At 29.5% G+C, this 16,593-nt stretch carries 18 protein-coding genes and 1 riboswitch; of the genes, 3 read left to right on the top strand and 15 right to left on the bottom strand.

What is annotated here, in order from left to right; genetic code table 11:
* Positions 1-42: 42 nt before the first annotated feature.
* Positions 43-756, bottom strand: coding sequence for a FadR/GntR family transcriptional regulator (locus IC219_RS11560; protein ID WP_227482189.1), 714 nt, complete (start codon positions 754-756; stop codon positions 43-45).
* 124 nt (positions 757-880) lie between these two features.
* On the opposite strand from IC219_RS11560, the gene IC219_RS11555 reads away from it, so the two are divergent.
* A complete protein-coding gene (locus tag IC219_RS11555) occupies positions 881-2,140 on the top strand; it encodes a sporulation integral membrane protein YlbJ (protein ID WP_227434091.1) in 1,260 nt (419 codons plus the stop codon).
* A gap of 268 nt (positions 2,141-2,408) precedes the next feature.
* Positions 2,409-2,975: a tyrosine-type recombinase/integrase gene (locus tag IC219_RS11550; RefSeq protein WP_227434090.1), complete on the top strand. Its 567-nt coding sequence runs from the start codon at positions 2,409-2,411 to the stop codon at positions 2,973-2,975.
* A gap of 131 nt (positions 2,976-3,106) precedes the next feature.
* Here the strand turns inward: IC219_RS11550 and IC219_RS11545 are convergent, their stop codons facing one another.
* The 9 genes from IC219_RS11545 to IC219_RS11505 form a co-directional block, all read right to left on the bottom strand.
* The gene (locus IC219_RS11545) at positions 3,107-4,309 is read right to left on the bottom strand and encodes a homoserine dehydrogenase (RefSeq protein WP_227434089.1); all 1,203 of its coding nucleotides are present in this window, start codon (positions 4,307-4,309) and stop codon (positions 3,107-3,109) included.
* A 103-nt stretch (positions 4,310-4,412) separates the two neighbouring features.
* A riboswitch (SAM riboswitch) is annotated at positions 4,413-4,519 on the bottom strand.
* A gap of 93 nt (positions 4,520-4,612) precedes the next feature.
* Entirely contained in the window at positions 4,613-4,981 is a 369-nt protein-coding gene (locus IC219_RS11540; protein WP_227434088.1) for a YhbY family RNA-binding protein, read from the bottom strand.
* A 29-nt stretch (positions 4,982-5,010) separates the two neighbouring features.
* Entirely contained in the window at positions 5,011-6,288 is a 1,278-nt protein-coding gene (gene obgE, locus IC219_RS11535; RefSeq protein WP_227434087.1) for a GTPase ObgE, read from the bottom strand.
* A 110-nt stretch (positions 6,289-6,398) separates the two neighbouring features.
* Positions 6,399-6,689 (bottom strand): 50S ribosomal protein L27, encoded by a 291-nt coding sequence (rpmA, locus tag IC219_RS11530; protein ID WP_003419086.1) that lies wholly within the window; start codon positions 6,687-6,689, stop codon positions 6,399-6,401.
* 13 nt (positions 6,690-6,702) lie between these two features.
* Complete coding sequence (locus IC219_RS11525; protein WP_227831246.1) at positions 6,703-7,020, bottom strand: ribosomal-processing cysteine protease Prp; 318 nt, start codon at positions 7,018-7,020, stop codon at positions 6,703-6,705.
* A gap of 14 nt (positions 7,021-7,034) precedes the next feature.
* The gene (gene rplU / locus IC219_RS11520; RefSeq protein ID WP_003419082.1) at positions 7,035-7,346 is read right to left on the bottom strand and encodes a 50S ribosomal protein L21; all 312 of its coding nucleotides are present in this window, start codon (positions 7,344-7,346) and stop codon (positions 7,035-7,037) included.
* A gap of 100 nt (positions 7,347-7,446) precedes the next feature.
* Positions 7,447-8,868 carry an Rne/Rng family ribonuclease gene (locus tag IC219_RS11515; RefSeq protein WP_227482188.1) on the bottom strand — a complete coding sequence of 474 codons (1,422 nt, stop codon included), beginning with the start codon at positions 8,866-8,868 and terminating at the stop codon, positions 7,447-7,449.
* 19 nt (positions 8,869-8,887) lie between these two features.
* Complete coding sequence (locus IC219_RS11510; protein ID WP_227823627.1) at positions 8,888-9,586, bottom strand: TIGR03936 family radical SAM-associated protein; 699 nt, start codon at positions 9,584-9,586, stop codon at positions 8,888-8,890.
* Position 9,587: 1 nt separating this feature from the next.
* Positions 9,588-11,432, bottom strand: coding sequence for a TIGR03960 family B12-binding radical SAM protein (locus IC219_RS11505; protein WP_227831247.1), 1,845 nt, complete (start codon positions 11,430-11,432; stop codon positions 9,588-9,590).
* A gap of 307 nt (positions 11,433-11,739) precedes the next feature.
* Between IC219_RS11505 and IC219_RS11500 the strand changes: the two genes are divergently transcribed.
* Positions 11,740-12,933, top strand: coding sequence for an FprA family A-type flavoprotein (locus IC219_RS11500; RefSeq protein WP_227434082.1), 1,194 nt, complete (start codon positions 11,740-11,742; stop codon positions 12,931-12,933).
* Between the two features lie 145 nt (positions 12,934-13,078).
* On the opposite strand, the gene IC219_RS11495 is transcribed toward IC219_RS11500, so the two are convergent.
* From IC219_RS11495 to minC, 5 genes are all read right to left on the bottom strand, one after another.
* On the bottom strand, positions 13,079-13,492 hold the full coding sequence (locus IC219_RS11495; protein ID WP_227434081.1) for a methylglyoxal synthase: 414 nt from the start codon (positions 13,490-13,492) through the stop codon (positions 13,079-13,081).
* Between the two features lie 40 nt (positions 13,493-13,532).
* Positions 13,533-14,663, bottom strand: a complete 1,131-nt coding sequence (rodA, locus tag IC219_RS11490; protein WP_227434080.1) for a rod shape-determining protein RodA — start codon at positions 14,661-14,663, stop codon at positions 13,533-13,535.
* Positions 14,664-14,747: 84 nt separating this feature from the next.
* The gene (gene minE / locus IC219_RS11485; RefSeq protein ID WP_054273171.1) at positions 14,748-15,032 is read right to left on the bottom strand and encodes a cell division topological specificity factor MinE; all 285 of its coding nucleotides are present in this window, start codon (positions 15,030-15,032) and stop codon (positions 14,748-14,750) included.
* A gap of 17 nt (positions 15,033-15,049) precedes the next feature.
* On the bottom strand, positions 15,050-15,847 hold the full coding sequence (gene minD, locus IC219_RS11480) for a septum site-determining protein MinD (protein WP_227434079.1): 798 nt from the start codon (positions 15,845-15,847) through the stop codon (positions 15,050-15,052).
* Positions 15,848-15,870: 23 nt separating this feature from the next.
* A complete protein-coding gene (gene minC / locus IC219_RS11475) occupies positions 15,871-16,554 on the bottom strand; it encodes a septum site-determining protein MinC (RefSeq protein WP_227434078.1) in 684 nt (227 codons plus the stop codon).
* Positions 16,555-16,593 lie beyond the last annotated feature (39 nt).

The raw sequence follows: 16,593 nt of genomic DNA, 5'->3' as shown, positions 1-16,593 counted from the left end.
TTATCTTCTATTTGCAAGAATAATTTATTTTATAACAAACTTTTAATTTTCATTTTTTCTGTAGTTTTTACTTATAAATCTCATATGCTCTTTCGCTTTTTCATGTGCAAGTTCAGTATTGTTTTCTATAACTGCCTTATATATAGCTTCATGTTGCTTAAGCAAGATAGTTTCATTTAAAGGTTCTGCAATTATCTTCTCTCTTGCATCCTCTATAAATCCATCAAACAATTTTGAGGCTGTTATAAAAAGACTTTGAATTAAATAATTTTTACTTATTGTAGCCAATTTGCTGTGAAATTTTTGATCTAATAAAACCAAAATTTGATTATTATCTTTTTTATTGGTTTCTATTCTCATTTCATCTATTATACTTTTTAATTCTATAGATTCAGAAGAAGTTATTCTCTTTGAAGCAAGTTTTGCAATCTCAATTTCTAAAATTATTCTAAGCTCTAGTATGTCTTCAAGTGTACCATTATTCAGTTTAAAAATCATAGATAAAGGTTCTATTAAAGTTTTTTCTATATTTGTGCATATAAAATTACCCTCACCTTGTCTGCTTTCTATCACACCCATAGTTTCTAAAACCCTGATAGCTTCTCTAATAGAGGTTCTACTTACATTCATTTGTTCAGACAATTCTCTTTCAGATAGTAGTTTATCACCCTTTTTTAACTCTCCATTTAATATTTTATATTGAATTTGCTCAATTACTTGTTCATAAACTTTTTTACTAGCTATACTATTAAACATTTTTTCCTCCCATGTAGTAGTCGTTGTTATAATATATATCTATTATATATCTTAAGCCATTACATTCATATATTTTTGTTACTTTTAATATAATATCTTATAACTCAAATTTACAGGTGATATTATGAAAAAAAATAAAATTATTGGTTTTTTCGCTCCAGCTATCATAGTTGGGGTTCTAGTTTTAGGCATTATCTTATACCCAAATGAAGCTATAAAATCTGCAAGAGAGGGTTTTTCCATATGGTCTAATGTTCTAGTCCCATCGCTACTCCCTTTTATAATTGGTGCAAACCTAATTGTCGATTTAAAAATAGTAGATATTATAGGGTTTATTATTAATCCCATAACTAGACTTGTGTTTAATGTATCAGGAAAAAGTGCTTTAGCTTTTGCAATATCAGCAGTATCTGGTTATCCAGTGGGAGCAAGTCTAGCTTCTGAATTTAGAAGCAATAAACAGATTTCTAAGCATGAAGCCCAAAGACTGGTATCTTTTTGTTCTACATCAGGACCTTTATTTATAATAGGCTCAGTTGGTACAGGTATGTTTCAAAATTCAAATTTAGGTTACTTGATGATTTTATGCCATTACTTGGGAACTATATTAGTTGGTCTTTTTTTCAGAAATTATGGAAATGAAAATCTTCCAAAGACAAAATTAGATTTAAAAACAAACATAAAAAACATAATTAATATTAGAAGTTCTAGTGGTAATGGTTTTTTTGTTCTATTTGGAAATGCTGTCTTTAATGGAGTAAATACATTACTTACAGTTGGTGGATTTGTAATTGTTTTTTCGGTAGTATTTAAAATACTATCACTATTTAATGTAATCTCTTTAATAGCATCAGTTATATATTTACCACTTTCACTTTTAGGTGTCAATAAGGAGCTCTGTCAAGCATTTGTAAGCGGTCTATTTGAAATCACAATTGGTTGTAATAAGGTATCTAGTATAACAAGTGCCCCAGAAATCCTAAGAGCATCTTTGGCTAGTTTTCTGATAGGATTTAGCGGATTGTCCATACTAGCTCAATGTTGTACATTTTTATCAAAAACAGATATAGACTTAAAATTATACATATTAAGTAAGTTTGCACATGGACTTTTAGCAGGTTTATTTATTTTTATACTTTATCCTATTGCAAACTCTACTGTATTAGTTTCTAGCTTTGCTGATACATATAATGTTATATATAATAACTTAATTTGGTTCTATTATCTTAGCTATTATGACACTATTCTTCAAATTGTAATAATAATCTACTTAATTTCAGCTTTATTTGTTGCTAAAAAACACATGAGAAATTTATCTACAAGTGGAAAATTAATTAGATATAAAAATACTTTTTTTATAAAAAACTTATTTCGAAAAAAATAAAATGTATAAAAATTAACTAAATGCTTCCATTTTCTAATTATATTTGTCATAATCTTAATAACCTTTTTAATTACTTTATCAGCATAGTTATTTCATCACAATTTTGATAATTTTTTATAACAATATTTTTCAAAAATTCTCCTTAATCACATATAGCACACTTATATAAAGTAATTGGTATATTTTTCCAATATATAATATTTCATTTATATTATATAATAAATACCGACCTAAACTTATCAAATCAAACTAAGAGGAGTGGTTGAAAATGGCAACAAGACCTATAGAAATAGACGAATATAAAAAGATAATGGAACTACTACATACGGGCTTTATTTATAGTGAAAATGGCGTTGAAAAAAGATTTAGAAAGAATCCTAAGGTTGCATTAGCACTAATGTTAGAAGCTAATTTAGGTCTAAGAATATCAGATATTTTAAGATTAAAAATAGGTAATTTTAAAGGTAATATGTTGGAAATAAATGAAAAAAAGACAGGTAAACTACAGTATAGACCTGTTAACAAAAATATAATTGAATCTATAAATGAACATGCAAGAAAGTATAATCTTAAATCAGATGACTACTTAGTAAATATAAAGACAAAAGCTATCCAGAAACAATTGAGAATAATTTGTAAATACTTAAATTTGTATAACATAAGCACACATAGCTTTAGAAAGCTCTATGCTACTACTCAATTTGAAAAGAGTAACAATAACTTAGAATTAGTTAAGGAACTCTTAAACCATAGCTCTGTAGCCACTACACAGCGATATATAAGGGTAACTCAGCAAGCTATTAACGAGGCGAGTGAAAATTTTTTTATTGAATAAGTAAAATGTTATAATCTATCTATTTTTCTATTATCTTATTAAGTCACCAGCTGTTAAAAAGGTGAAGAAAAACAAAATAAACTTTTTGTTTTTCTTCACCTTTAAATTTTTACAGTCATTACATAGATATTTTAATCTACTTTTAATAGTTTTTTAACTGACTTACTATATTCATTTCTCTTTACATCTTCTAAGAACCTATCAATTTCATGTTCTGATTTTGCATTTATAAAAATAGCAAATTCTTCTTCATCTATAATATTATAGCTATCTACATATTTATCTAAACATTTTAAAATTCCATCTTTATTATATTCACTAAATCTAACTACTGCACTACATTCATCTTCTATAAGCCCACTCAAATCCAATTTACCTTTTGAAAAAGACTTTATATTTGAACTCCTATTATCTATTATATCTATGATATCAGCATAAACAGCACTTCCTGTTGCACCTCTTCCAGCACCCTTACCTACAAAAGAAAGTTCTCCTACAGAATCTCCCACTATAATTACTACATTAAACTCATTATCTATTTTAGACAGCATATTATCATTATCCACCAATGCAGGTCTAACAAATCCACTTACTTCTCCCAATTCATATTTACTTCTAGCAACTAATTTTATCTTACAATTTAATTTCTTAGCATATTCTATATCCTTTTCATCTATTGAAGTTATTCCTTCTAATAACAAATCTTTCCAATACACTATTTTCCCATAAGATAAAGTAGATAATATAGATAGTTTTCTAGCACTATCATATCCTAATACATCTGCATCTGGATTAACTTCTGCAAATCCTAGTTCTTGTGCTTGTTTTAAAGCTACATCATATGGTAAATTTTCATCATACATCTTTGATAATATAAAGTTGCATGTTCCATTTAAAATAGCATTTATACTTTTTATATTATTACCTTCTAATGATTCTATTAATGGCTTTAAAACTGGAATACCACCTGCTACTGATGCTTCAAATTTAATGCTAACATCATTTAAGTTAGCCAGCTCTATAAGGTCACTACCTCTTTCAGCTAATAAATCTTTATTTGCTGTTACTACATGTATTTTTTTATTTAGAGCTCTTGTTACATAATCAAGAGCTGGATTTAGTCCTCCAATTACTTCAACTAATATATCAACATCTTTGTTAAATATATCTTCTATATCTGTTGTTACCTTATCAAAATATCTCTTTGATTTATGCTTCTCTTTATTTTTAACTAAAATTCCAGCTATTTCTATTTCTCTTTTTAAAGTATTATTCTCTATTAAATCTATTAATCCACTTCCTACTGTTCCATACCCTAGTATTCCTATCTTCACTGTTACATACCCCCATCACTTTTGATTATATTAATTTATTTATATATATAAATATGCCAATTAAAAAAGCTTGAGTATAAACTCAAGCCATATGACGGGTTTATACTCATCTTTCAGCGTAATTGCTGCAGGATTTAGCACCAATGTATATTAAAATATACTGGTTGCCGGGCTTCATAGGGCCAGTCCCTCTGCCTCTCTTGATAAGATTGCTAATTTAAATTTATTGTTAATAGTATAATACAATTTTTCCCAATTGTCACTATATTTTTTAACTTATTTCTTCTAAAATAATCTAATTAATTATCTAACTGCTCTTTTAGTTGGTTTACCTTTTTTTGTAACATTGTTATTTTTGACCTTAGCTTTTGCCTGTTCATGACCTGGAAAAAGTATCTTGGGCTCATCAATATTTCTCTTGTAAATAGTAAACTTAAAACCAATAGCTTGAACAAACTCTGCTCTTAAAGCTTCACATACTGCATTAGCAGTTTCTTTAGCATCAAGACCTGCATTTTCTAGTATAGTAACCTTTACTAGTTCTCTAACTCTTAGCATATCCTCTAATTGCTCTAAAAAGCTTTCTGTAACGCCTTCCTTACCAATTTGTGTAGTAGGCTTTAAAGTATTTGCTAAAGATCTTAAATATGCTCTTTGCTTTCCTTTTAACATATTATCACCTCTATAATTCTATATCAAAATTAATTGTAAAATTCAAATTCCAATTCGTAAATTCTAACTACATCCCCATCTTCAATTCCCATCTCTCTAAGCCTATCAAATACACCTTGACTTTCCATAGCTTTTTGGAAATATTGAAGTGATTCCATATCATCAAAATTTACAGAATACATTATTCTTCTAAGTGCCTTACCTGTAACTACATATACACCATCTTCAACATCTATGTTCAATCCTTCTTCTGTTCCAATATCAAGTTCTGGTCTATACATTTCTTCTTCTGAAACTAATTCCACATCTTCTACTTCTTTTAACATTTTAGAAACGTAGGCAATTACATCATCTATTCCTTGACGAGTTGCTGCAGACATCTTAAATACTGTATATCCTCTACCTTCTAATTCGTCCTTAAATTTTTCAAATTGGCTTTCATCTTCCAATATATCAAATTTATTTGCAACTACAACCTGAGGTCTTGTTGAAAGCTTCTCATTATATAATTTAAGTTCATCATTTATTTTGTCAAAATCCTCAATTGGGTCTCTACCTTCCAGTCCAGATATATCTACAATATGTATCAATACCTTAGTTCTCTCAACATGTCTTAAGAATTCATGACCTAATCCTATACCTTCAGAAGCACCCTCTATAATTCCAGGTATATCAGCAAGTACAAAACTATCTCCAAACTTAGTTTGAACAACACCTAAATTTGGTGTCAATGTTGTAAAATGATAGTTTGCAATTTTGGGCTTAGCTTTGGTTACAACTGATAAAAATGTTGACTTACCTACATTTGGAAATCCTAAAAGACCTACATCTGCTATCATTTTAAGTTCAAGAGTTATCCATCTTTCTTCTCCATCTGTACCAGACTTTGCAAAAGCTGGAGCTTGTCTTACTGCATTTGCAAAGTGTTGATTACCTTTACCACCTATACCACCTTTTGCAACTACTGCTGTATCTCCTTCTTTCTTTAAATCTGCTAGTACAAGACCTGTAGCTTCATCTCTTATTACTGTACCTGCTGGTACTTTTAATATTAAGCTTTCTCCATTTTTACCAGCTCTTTTACCTTTGCTACCGTCGCCACCGTGTTGAGCTTGATATTTTTTCTGGTATTTAAAGTCCATTAATGTTCTAAGACCTAAATCAACTTCAAATATGATGCTCGCTCCACGACCACCATCTCCACCATCTGGCCCACCAGCTGGAACATATTTTTCTTTTCTAAATGCTACCGAACCATTTCCACCATTTCCAGCTTTTACAAATATTCTCGCTTTATCTATAAACAAATTCTTCACCTACTTAATTAAAAACTTTTAATTAGCTTTACCAAAAATACTATTATAAATTCATCAGTATTATAAGAAAAAGGAGTGCATCAACACTCCTTTTATGTATATTACTCAGCTATTGCTACTGGATATATACTAACTTTTTTTCTCTTCTTGTCTTTTCTTTCGAATTTAACAGTACCATCAACTAATGCAAATAAAGTATCATCGCTACCTTTTCCAACATTAGTTCCTGGATGTATTTTAGTTCCTCTTTGTCTAACTATTATACTTCCAGCAGTTACTAATTGCCCATCGAATCTCTTAACACCTAATCTTTTAGATATAGAATCTCTACCATTTTTAGAAGAACCTACCCCTTTTTTAGATGCTAATAATTGTAAATTCATGTTTAACATATGGAGTCACCCCCTACTTTTTTAAAATTTTTATATTTTTTGGGTATTCCCGTTTAATTTCTTCAACCGCTAATTGAAAGTGATTTAGTAATAACTGTGCATCTTTTAGATATGTATCTTTAACTATACATTCTATATGCCCTTCTTCTCCTACTACCTTTTCAAATTCAATCTTTTGTAACTTGTCTAAAGAGTTTATAACTGCAATAGCATTAGACGTAACTGCAGAACAGACTATATCATAGCCTATTTCAGCAAAATCAGCATGTCCCTTTAAACAAAAACCTTGCAACAAGAAATCATCATTATAATAATATTTAACCTTTATCATAACTAGTCCAATAACTAAGCGTTGATTTTCTCTACAACTATCTTAGTATATGATTGACGATGTCCTTGTTTTCTTCTGTAATCTTTTTTTGCTTTATACTTGAAAACTATAACTTTCTTAGCTTTACCTTGTTCAACAACTTTTGCTTGAACAGATGCTCCTTCTACTACTGGAGAACCTAATTTTAATTCTCCATCTTTAGAGCAAGCTAATACTTCGTTTAAAGTAACAACATCACCTGCGTTAGCTTCTAACTTTTCAACGAATAATACATCACCTTCAGAAACTTTATATTGCTTTCCACCAGTCTTTACTATAGCGTACATTAAATACACCTCCTCGGTCTCAAACTCGCCAGTACAAGGTACTTCATTAGAAGATTTAGACCTTTACTGTGCGGCATTACAATTATTAATTATAAAATATTTACATTTTATTGTCAACTATTTTATCAAAAATAACATTTGTTTTGTTGTGTTTTAATGCGCAGTTTGCGTTTAAAGAAATTTTCATATTATATTTTTCACCAATTTTATCAATTATATCCATATAATCTTCTTTTATTTGTTTAAAAACAAAATCATTGAATTCTATTATTACGTTTTTATAAACTGTATGCTCACTTATTCTCATAATTTCTTTTTCGACACTATCCACTATATGATGTATAGATTTTATAGTTTTCGTTCCATCACAGCATGGGCAAGCCATTAAATAATACTTATCAATAGACTCTTTTTCTCTTCGTCTTGCAACTTCTACTAAGCCAAGTTTTGTCATTCCTAACACTTCAGCTTTTCTCTTATCTTTACTAAACTCTTCCTCTAGTATGTGTAATACCTCATTTTGATATTTCTTTTTATACATATCAATAAAATCAATTATTATTATTCCAGCTATATCTCTAATTCTAAGCTGTCTCACAATTTCCTTTGCAGCTTCAATATTTGTTTTATAAACAGTCTCATCAAGTTTACCAGTTCCAACAAACTTACCTGTATTTACATCTATAACGGTAAGAGCTTCTGTTTTTTCTATTATTAAATAACCACCACTCTTTAACCATACTTTTTCATTTAATAATTTTTCTATTTGAGATTCTATTCTATATAAATCAAATACATCTTTATTTTCTTCAAGGTATAATTTATCAATATAATCATTATTTATAAGCTTCAAAATAGGTTTTAATTCATGATATTTATCATAATTATTGATAATTATAGACTCAATCTCATCATTTACATTATCTTTTACATATTTAGTTGCAAAATCTAAGGACTTATATAATAGCTTTGGTCCCATACCAAGTTTATATTCTTTTAAAATATTATCATACTTTAATTTTAACTCTTCTATATCTTTTTTTATTTCATCATGAGTACAGCCTTGAGCTTCAGTTCTTATTATTAATCCCAAGTTTTCTTTATTCACTGCTTTTGTGATTTTTTTTAATCTAAATCTTTCTCTTTCATCAGTAATCTTATTTGATATAGTAGTTCTGTCGTTGGAAGGTATATAGACAATATACCTTCCAGATATACTAATTTCAGTATTTAATTTTGCACCCTTAGTACCAATTTCTTCTTTATTTACTTGAACCAAAATCTCTTGCCCAGATTTTATGGTACTTTCTTTTTTTAACTGTAAATAAGCAAGTTTCTTAAATCCAATATCTACAAAACATGCTTCTATTCCTGGTATAACTTTTTTTACAATTCCACGATATATATTGGATACAGTTTTTTTATTTAAGTTATCTTCAACAAAAAGTTCTACTAACTTTCCATCTTCAAGCACTGCTGTTTTCTGAGACCCTATTAAGGACTCAATAACTATCTTCTTCACAACTTCACCTCTCACGAACTTACATAGGAGTCACTAATTCCCCATCTTCTAATACATATAAATCTCTTCTCAATATATCAACTTCTAATGGGTCAATATCCAGTTCAAACATCTCTAACATTTTAGGAATAAGTATATTAGTATTTAAATTAGTTTTTGAACCTGTAGCTATAGTAGCAGTAAGAGTGATATGCTCATCTTCTAAATTTAAAACATCAAAAGTTCTTATCATGGGTCTTATATCAACTTCAACCAATTTTCCTTTTTTATTCTTTTTTGTTATGATTATCTCTTTATTATTCATAAAGTCAATTACTTTTCTTTTTACAAACTCTTTAGTCAAAGGCCTTTTTAAATCTATATTAAACAGATACTCTCCATAATCTATTACGGAAGAAAGAGAAGGTGTCTGTCTATCAATTTCCTTTGCTTTAATAAATTCTATCCCCTCTGGAAGTTGAACTGACACTTTATCTAAAAACTCATCTACCAATAAATCATCTTCTATCTCAATATCCACATACTCGCCTTGGCTTTCTGTCCCTAATGCTAAAGCATTACCATAACTCATCTTAGGATGAGGGTTAAACCCTTTAGAATGTGATAAATTTATTTCAGCTCTCCTAAATGCTCTTTGTAATAATCTTTGAAGGTCAAGATGTGATATATATATCATATCACCTTCTTTTTTAAATTTGACTCTAATTATTTTACTCATATTAACAAAGCCCCCTTCCTATATCATGTATATTTATTCCACAACCATTACAATTATGTCTGCAATCAGAAGTGATTTTTTCTTTTTTAGCATTTTCATCTTCTCTAATCAAGAATTTTTTACTTACACCTACATCTATATGGTCCCAAGGGAATACCTCTTCATATCCTCTATTTCTATGTGCATAGAAGTCTATAGAAAGATTGTTTTTTTCCATAGCTTCCTTCCATATATCTAAACTGAAGTGTTCTGCCCAGCCATCAAATTTTGCACCTAATTTAAATGCATCATATATAACTTTTCCTATCTTTCTATCTCCTCTAGCTACTACAGCTTCCATCAAGCTAGTCTTTGAATCATGATAGTTATATTTTATGTTGTTATTTCTCAATTTATTGACTAAATGTCTTTGCTTATCAACTACTTCCTCTGTTGTATCTTGACCATTCCATTGGAACGGTGTAAATGGTTTTGGTACAAATGTAGATGTACTTACTGTAACACTAAAACTTCTTTTTAGCTTACCTCCATTTACTTTTCTGTAAATATCAATAACTTTATAAGCTAATTTGGCTATTCCATCCAAATCATCATAAGTTTCAGTTGGCAAACCAATCATAAAGTATAGTTTAACACTATTCCATCCCATTTCGAAAGCTCTTTCTGTTGCATTTTCTAAGTCTTCTTCTGTAACACCTTTATTTATAACGTCTCTAAGTCTCTGAGTTCCTGCCTCTGGAGCAAAAGTAAGTCCAGATTTTCTTACTTGTTGTATTTTATCAGCAATCTCCATTGAGAAATTGTCTAGTCTAAGCGATGGAAGTGAAATTCCTATATTATTAGATGCATATTCATCTACTAAATAATCAGTAAGCTCAGACAACTTACTATAGTCACTTGTACTAAGTGATGATAATGATATTTCATCATATCCAGTATTCTTAACTAATTTGTCAAGTATCTCTTTAAGTCTTTCAACACTCTTTTCTCTTATTGGTCTGTATATCATACCAGCTTGACAAAATCTGCATCCTCTTGTACAGCCTCTAAACAATTCTAACACTATTCTATCATGAACAGTATCTATATAAGGTACTATTAATTTTTCTGGATAATCTACAGTTTCAACATTTTTTATTATCCTCTTAGTAGGACTCTTAGTAACCCCTTCTCTATTAGGAGTTACACTTTGAACTGTACCATCTTCATTGTATTTAACATCATAAAAACTTGGTATGTATACTCCTTCTATACTTGATATTCTGTATAAAAAATCACCTCTAGTTGTTTTATTTTTCTTCCACTCTTTATACTCATTTACTACTTCTAAGTTAACTTCTTCACCTTCACCTAATATTACTATATCTACAAAATCTGCTAAAGGTTCCGAATTATAAGCACAAGGACCTCCAACCATTATAAATGGGTCTTCCAATTTTCTTTCTTCTTTTAATATTGGTATATTGGCTAAATCTAATATATTTAAGATATTAGTGTATGAAAGTTCATATTGAAGTGTAAAAGTAACAAAATCAAAGTTTGTTATAGGCTCTCTTGACTCTAATGCAAATAATGGTATATTTTTTTCTCTCATTATATTTTCCATGTCAACAGCAGGAGAATATACTCTCTCACAAAATACATCTTCATCTTTGTTTATTACATCGTATAATATATGACTTCCTAAGTGACTCATCCCAACTTCATACAGGTCTGGAAAACAATGTGCATATCTTATCAATTCACTATTGCTAGTATCTTTATGAATTGAATTTATTTCATTCCCAAGATATCTAGCAGGCTTTTCTACTTTTTTTAAGATTTTTTTCAAGTCTACTTTATTCATTTATTAAAATTCCTCCAAACAAGTTCTTTATTTTTATTCTTATTTATAAGTAATATTATACACGATAAAATATTTTCTATCAAAAATATAACTAAAATATTGAATTTAAAATCTATATTATTCACAAAATAGTATATCTAAAAATATTTTCTATTAAATTTTTATTAAAATACAGATTTTTTACCAAATATGATATATTATAAACATAAAACTATGTTTTTGATGACTTATAATGACATCTTTTGTTTCACTGACCTCAAAATGGGGTATGTTATTTATATAATGATAATTTTTAGGAGGGTTAAAAATGAGTAAAGTTTTCGAAGTAAAAAAAGATATCTACTTTACTGGCGTAGTAGATGAAGGTTTAAAAGTATTCGACATAATAATGGAAACAGAGTTTGGGACAACTTATAATTCTTACTTAATAAAGGACGAAAAAACGGTTTTATTTGATACAGTAAAAGCAAATTTTAAGGATGAATTTTTAAGTAATTTATCAGAAGTTACTGATATAGCTAAAATTGACTATGTTGTAGTCCATCACACAGAGCCAGACCATGCTGGTAGTTTAAAATACTTATTAGATTTAAATCCTAATATAGAAGTTTATTGTACTAAAGCTGCTAAATTATACTTAGATGGTCAAATAAATAGACCTTTTAATTGTCATGTAATAAAAGATGGTGAAGTTTTAAATATCGGTAAGAGAAATCTTAAATTTATAACTGCTCCATTCTTACATTGGGTTGATACAATGTTTACTTACATTGAAGAGGACAAGACTCTTTTAACTTGTGACGCATTTGGTTGTCATTTTGCAAGTGTTGATTCAGAAGTAGTAAACAGTGAAGATTATCTAAAATCAGCTAAACATTACTATGATTGCATAGTTAAGCCATTTGCTAAGCACGTGTTGAGTGCTGTAGACAAGGTTGTAGGGCTAAACTTAGAATTTGATACTATATTAACTTCTCATGGTCCAATGCTTACTAAAGACCCAATGGCTGCTGTAAAGAGATATGTTGAGTGGTCTACAGAAGCTATTAATACAACTAATCAAAATCAAGTTTCTATATTCTACTTATCAGCTTATAGCAATACTTTAGAAATGGCTAAAAAGATAAAAGAGGGACTTGATAAAGAAGGTGCAAAAGCTGAATTATATGATTTAGAAAATATGACATTAACAGAAATGCATGATACATTAGTAGTATCAAAAGTAATACTATTAGGTTCTCCAACTATAAATAAAACAATGGTTAAACCTATGTGGGATTTATTCTCTGTTATAGACCCAATGGCTAACCAAGGTAAGATAGCAGGAGTATTTGGTTCATTTGGTTGGAGTGGTGAAGGTATAACTATGGCTGAAACTTTACTTAAAGCTATGACATTCAAAATGCCTGTAGAATCTCTTAAGAAAAAATTCTTCCCTAGTGAGGAAACATTAAAAGAATGTATGGAGTTTGGTGCAGAATTTGCAAAATTAGTTAAATAGTTATTTTTATTTAAATGACATATATCTATATTCCATCATTTAAATTATATAAAAAAACTCACATTAGAGTTTTTATCTTATAGAACAAATTAAAATGAGGTAGCTATTTTAGCTACCTCTTAATTTTATATATTATTTACTTTTATTAAACACGTTGACTTTTGCTCTTCCTAACTTCTCTCCATGATAGTTCTCCCCTATCAAGAGCTTTTATAAATATTTCTGCAGAAGCTAGATTTGTAGCTATTGGAACATGGTACACATCACAAAGTCTTATCAAAGCTTGTATATCTGTCTCATGAGGTTGAGATGTAAGTGGGTCTCTTAAAAAGATAACTAAATCTATTTCTTGTGTTACGATTAAAGAACCTATTTGCTGGTCTCCACCTAAAGGTCCAGATGCCAATCTAGTAATCTTTAATTCAGTTTCATCCATTATTCTTTTTCCTGTAGTTCCAGTTGCATATAGTCCATATTTTTTTAAAATTGATTCATAACCTATACAAAATCCTACTATGGTATTTTTCATTTGGTCATGTGCTACTAATGCTATATTCATTATACTCAATCTCCTCAATTTATGTTTAGAACTCTTACACTTAGAAATTTATTTTCTTTCTTCTCATACACACATTTAGTACTAATCCTAGATTGGCTAAAGATGTTAATAGTGAACTTCCTCCATAACTTACAAAAGGTAATGTTACTCCTGTTACTGGAATTAACGCAACAGTCATAGCAATATTTTGAATTATCTGGTAAGCAAACATACCCATAACACCAACTACAATGAGGGTCCCATAAAAATCCTTAGCATCTCTTGCAATTGCTAAAATCCGTAATAAAAATATTGCAAATAAGATTATAAGCACTGTCATTCCTATTACACCAAGTTCTTCACCCACAACAGCAAATATAAAGTCACTATCTTGTACTGGTAAGAAATCTTCTTGGTTTTGACTTCCATTATACAGACCTTTTCCAGTCATACCACCAGAGCCTATTGCTATCAAAGATTGCATAACCTGATAGTTTCCTTTTAAGGTTACATCTTCTGGATTTAGGAAGGCTTCTATTCTTACTTTTTGATGGTCTGCCATCATTAAATACATCAATGGCATTGATACCAAGAGTATTATTATTCCTCTTTTTATTAGCTTAGAACTAAGACCTGCTGTAAACAGCATTGCAAATACCATACAACAAAATACAATTCCTGTTCCTAAGTCTGGTTGAGCAAGTAGTAATCCAATGAATGGGAGAGAATAAACTACAACAGGTATAACCTCTTTTAATGTATTTAATTTATCCTTCTTTGTCTCAAGTATCTTTGCATAACTAAGTATAAATGTTAATTTTACTATTTCAGAAGTCTGCAAATCAAGTGGACCTAAGTTAATCCAAGACCTCGCACCGCCTTTTTCAGTACCAATTCCAGGTAATAAAACTACAGCTAATAAAACAAGGCTTATTATATAAAGAGCCTTATAGTACCTTCCTAGAAGATTATAATCAAAAAATAGTATTACTATAATCATTCCTATTCCAAGCACAAAAGCTAGTCCTTGCTTAACTAATTGATTATATGAACCTGTAGAATTAGCATGTGTTGCACTACTAAGTATAACAAGCCCAAAAATAAAGATAGCTAATACTGTAACTATAAGTTTCCAGTCTAACTGTTTTATCAACTTAATTGTCGACTTATAATTAATATTGATTTTTTTCAAAGAATCACCGTCTTTCTATCTTTAAACATATAATTAAATAAAAGGGGCATATACCAATAAGGATATCCCCCTTTTAAGCACTAATTACATACATCTATCTTTAATATTCTTTAATGGTATATTAGCAACTAATGCAGATACAGGTTTGTCATCATGTTCACCTCTGCATTTAGACATTTTGATTTCAAGGCCATCTTCTTCTATTTCTGCATAGTTGGCTATTACTTTTAAAATATCTGTTTTTATCATCTCTAAAAGTTGTGGTGAACAATCTACTCTATCATGAACTAAAACTAGTTTTAACCTCTCTTTAGCAACAGATTTACTAGTTTTAGCTTCGTTAGAAAAAACTCTAAATAAATCTAACACAGATGTATCCTCCTTTGCTACTTAGCCATGCTAAACATTTTTTTTAGTCTACCAAAGAATCCATCTTCAACTTCAAGTTCAAGTAGAGGAACTTCTTCATTTAGTATCCTTTTTGCGATATTTTTGTATGCTTGACCAGCAAGAGATTTTGAATCAAGTATTGCTGGTTCACCTTTATTTGTTGATATAATTATACTTTCATCATCAGGAACAAGACCTAATAAATCTATTGCTAGTATCTCTATTATATCTTGTTTGTCCATCATGTCTCCACGCTTAACCATATCATTTCTAATTCTATTTATAACTAATCTTATTTCTTTTATTTCATTTGCTTCTAATAGACCTATTATTCTATCTGCATCTCTTACTGCTGATATCTCTGGATTTGTAACTACAATAGCTCTATCTGCACCTGCTATTGCATTTTTAAATCCTTGTTCAATACCTGCTGGGCAGTCTATTATTACATACTCGAAAGATTCTTTTAATTTTTCACATAGGTCAACCATTTGCTCAACTGATACAGCGTTTTTATCCCTAGTTTGTGCTGCTGGTAATAAATATAGATTATCAAATCTTTTGTCTTTTATTAGAGCTTGCTTAAGCCTACAAGTTCCTTCAACAACGTCTACTATGTCATAAACTATTCGATTTTCAAGACCCATTACTACATCTAAATTTCTAAGTCCAATATCTGCATCTACAACTACAGTTTTTTTATTTTCTAGGCTTAGCGCAGTTCCTAAGTTTGCTGCGGTAGTAGTTTTTCCAACTCCACCTTTACCGGATGTTATAACTATAACTTCGCTCATAATACTACCCCCTATTTTTCTTTCTATTTGTCCAACTTTGACAAATAGCTTTCGATTACAATTCTTCCATTACTCACAAAGGCTATTTCTGGGCTAATTTCTGATTCAATTTCATAATTTTCTTCATCATCTGGAGCTTCTGCAATATTATCTGCTATTTGCAATATTTTTGGATTAAGATTTCCAGCAACAACATAGGCAAACTCATTGCCCTCTGAACCTGCATGCACAAAACCTTCTATTTTCCCCATTACAAAAACATTTCCTCCTGCTACAACCTTAGCGCCAGCATTTATATCTCCCATAACAACTGTATTTGATTTTGAAATGACCTTTGAACCAGGTCTCATATCATTTAATATGACTACATCACCTTCAAATTCAATATTTTCGCCAGATCTTAGGGTATTGACATATTTTGTTTGAAAATTATTATTTTCTTCAATTTTTTGATCTTCAACAAATTCCACATCAAATCTAGAAGTAATTCCTTCTTTTAATTCTAGAATCTCCATGTCAGTTAAATAATCACTGTTAATTTTACTAATTTTAGCACCATTAAAAAAACCAACATACGCTTCCAATTTGTTTATTATATTTTCTTGTATTTCTTCAAATGGAGCTTCTCTTTTTATATTTACTATTATCCCTCTTTTATTACCCTTGAACTCTACTAGTTCTTGACTACAAATTTCTCTTAAAGACATAACAACCTCCAGAGTGATATATCATTTATATTCTTCAAA

Origin of the sequence: Clostridioides sp. ES-W-0018-02, from assembly GCF_020658175.1 — a bacterium.
Taxonomy (GTDB): domain Bacteria; phylum Bacillota; class Clostridia; order Peptostreptococcales; family Peptostreptococcaceae; genus Clostridioides.
This window is presented reverse-complemented; position numbering and strand designations above follow the sequence as displayed.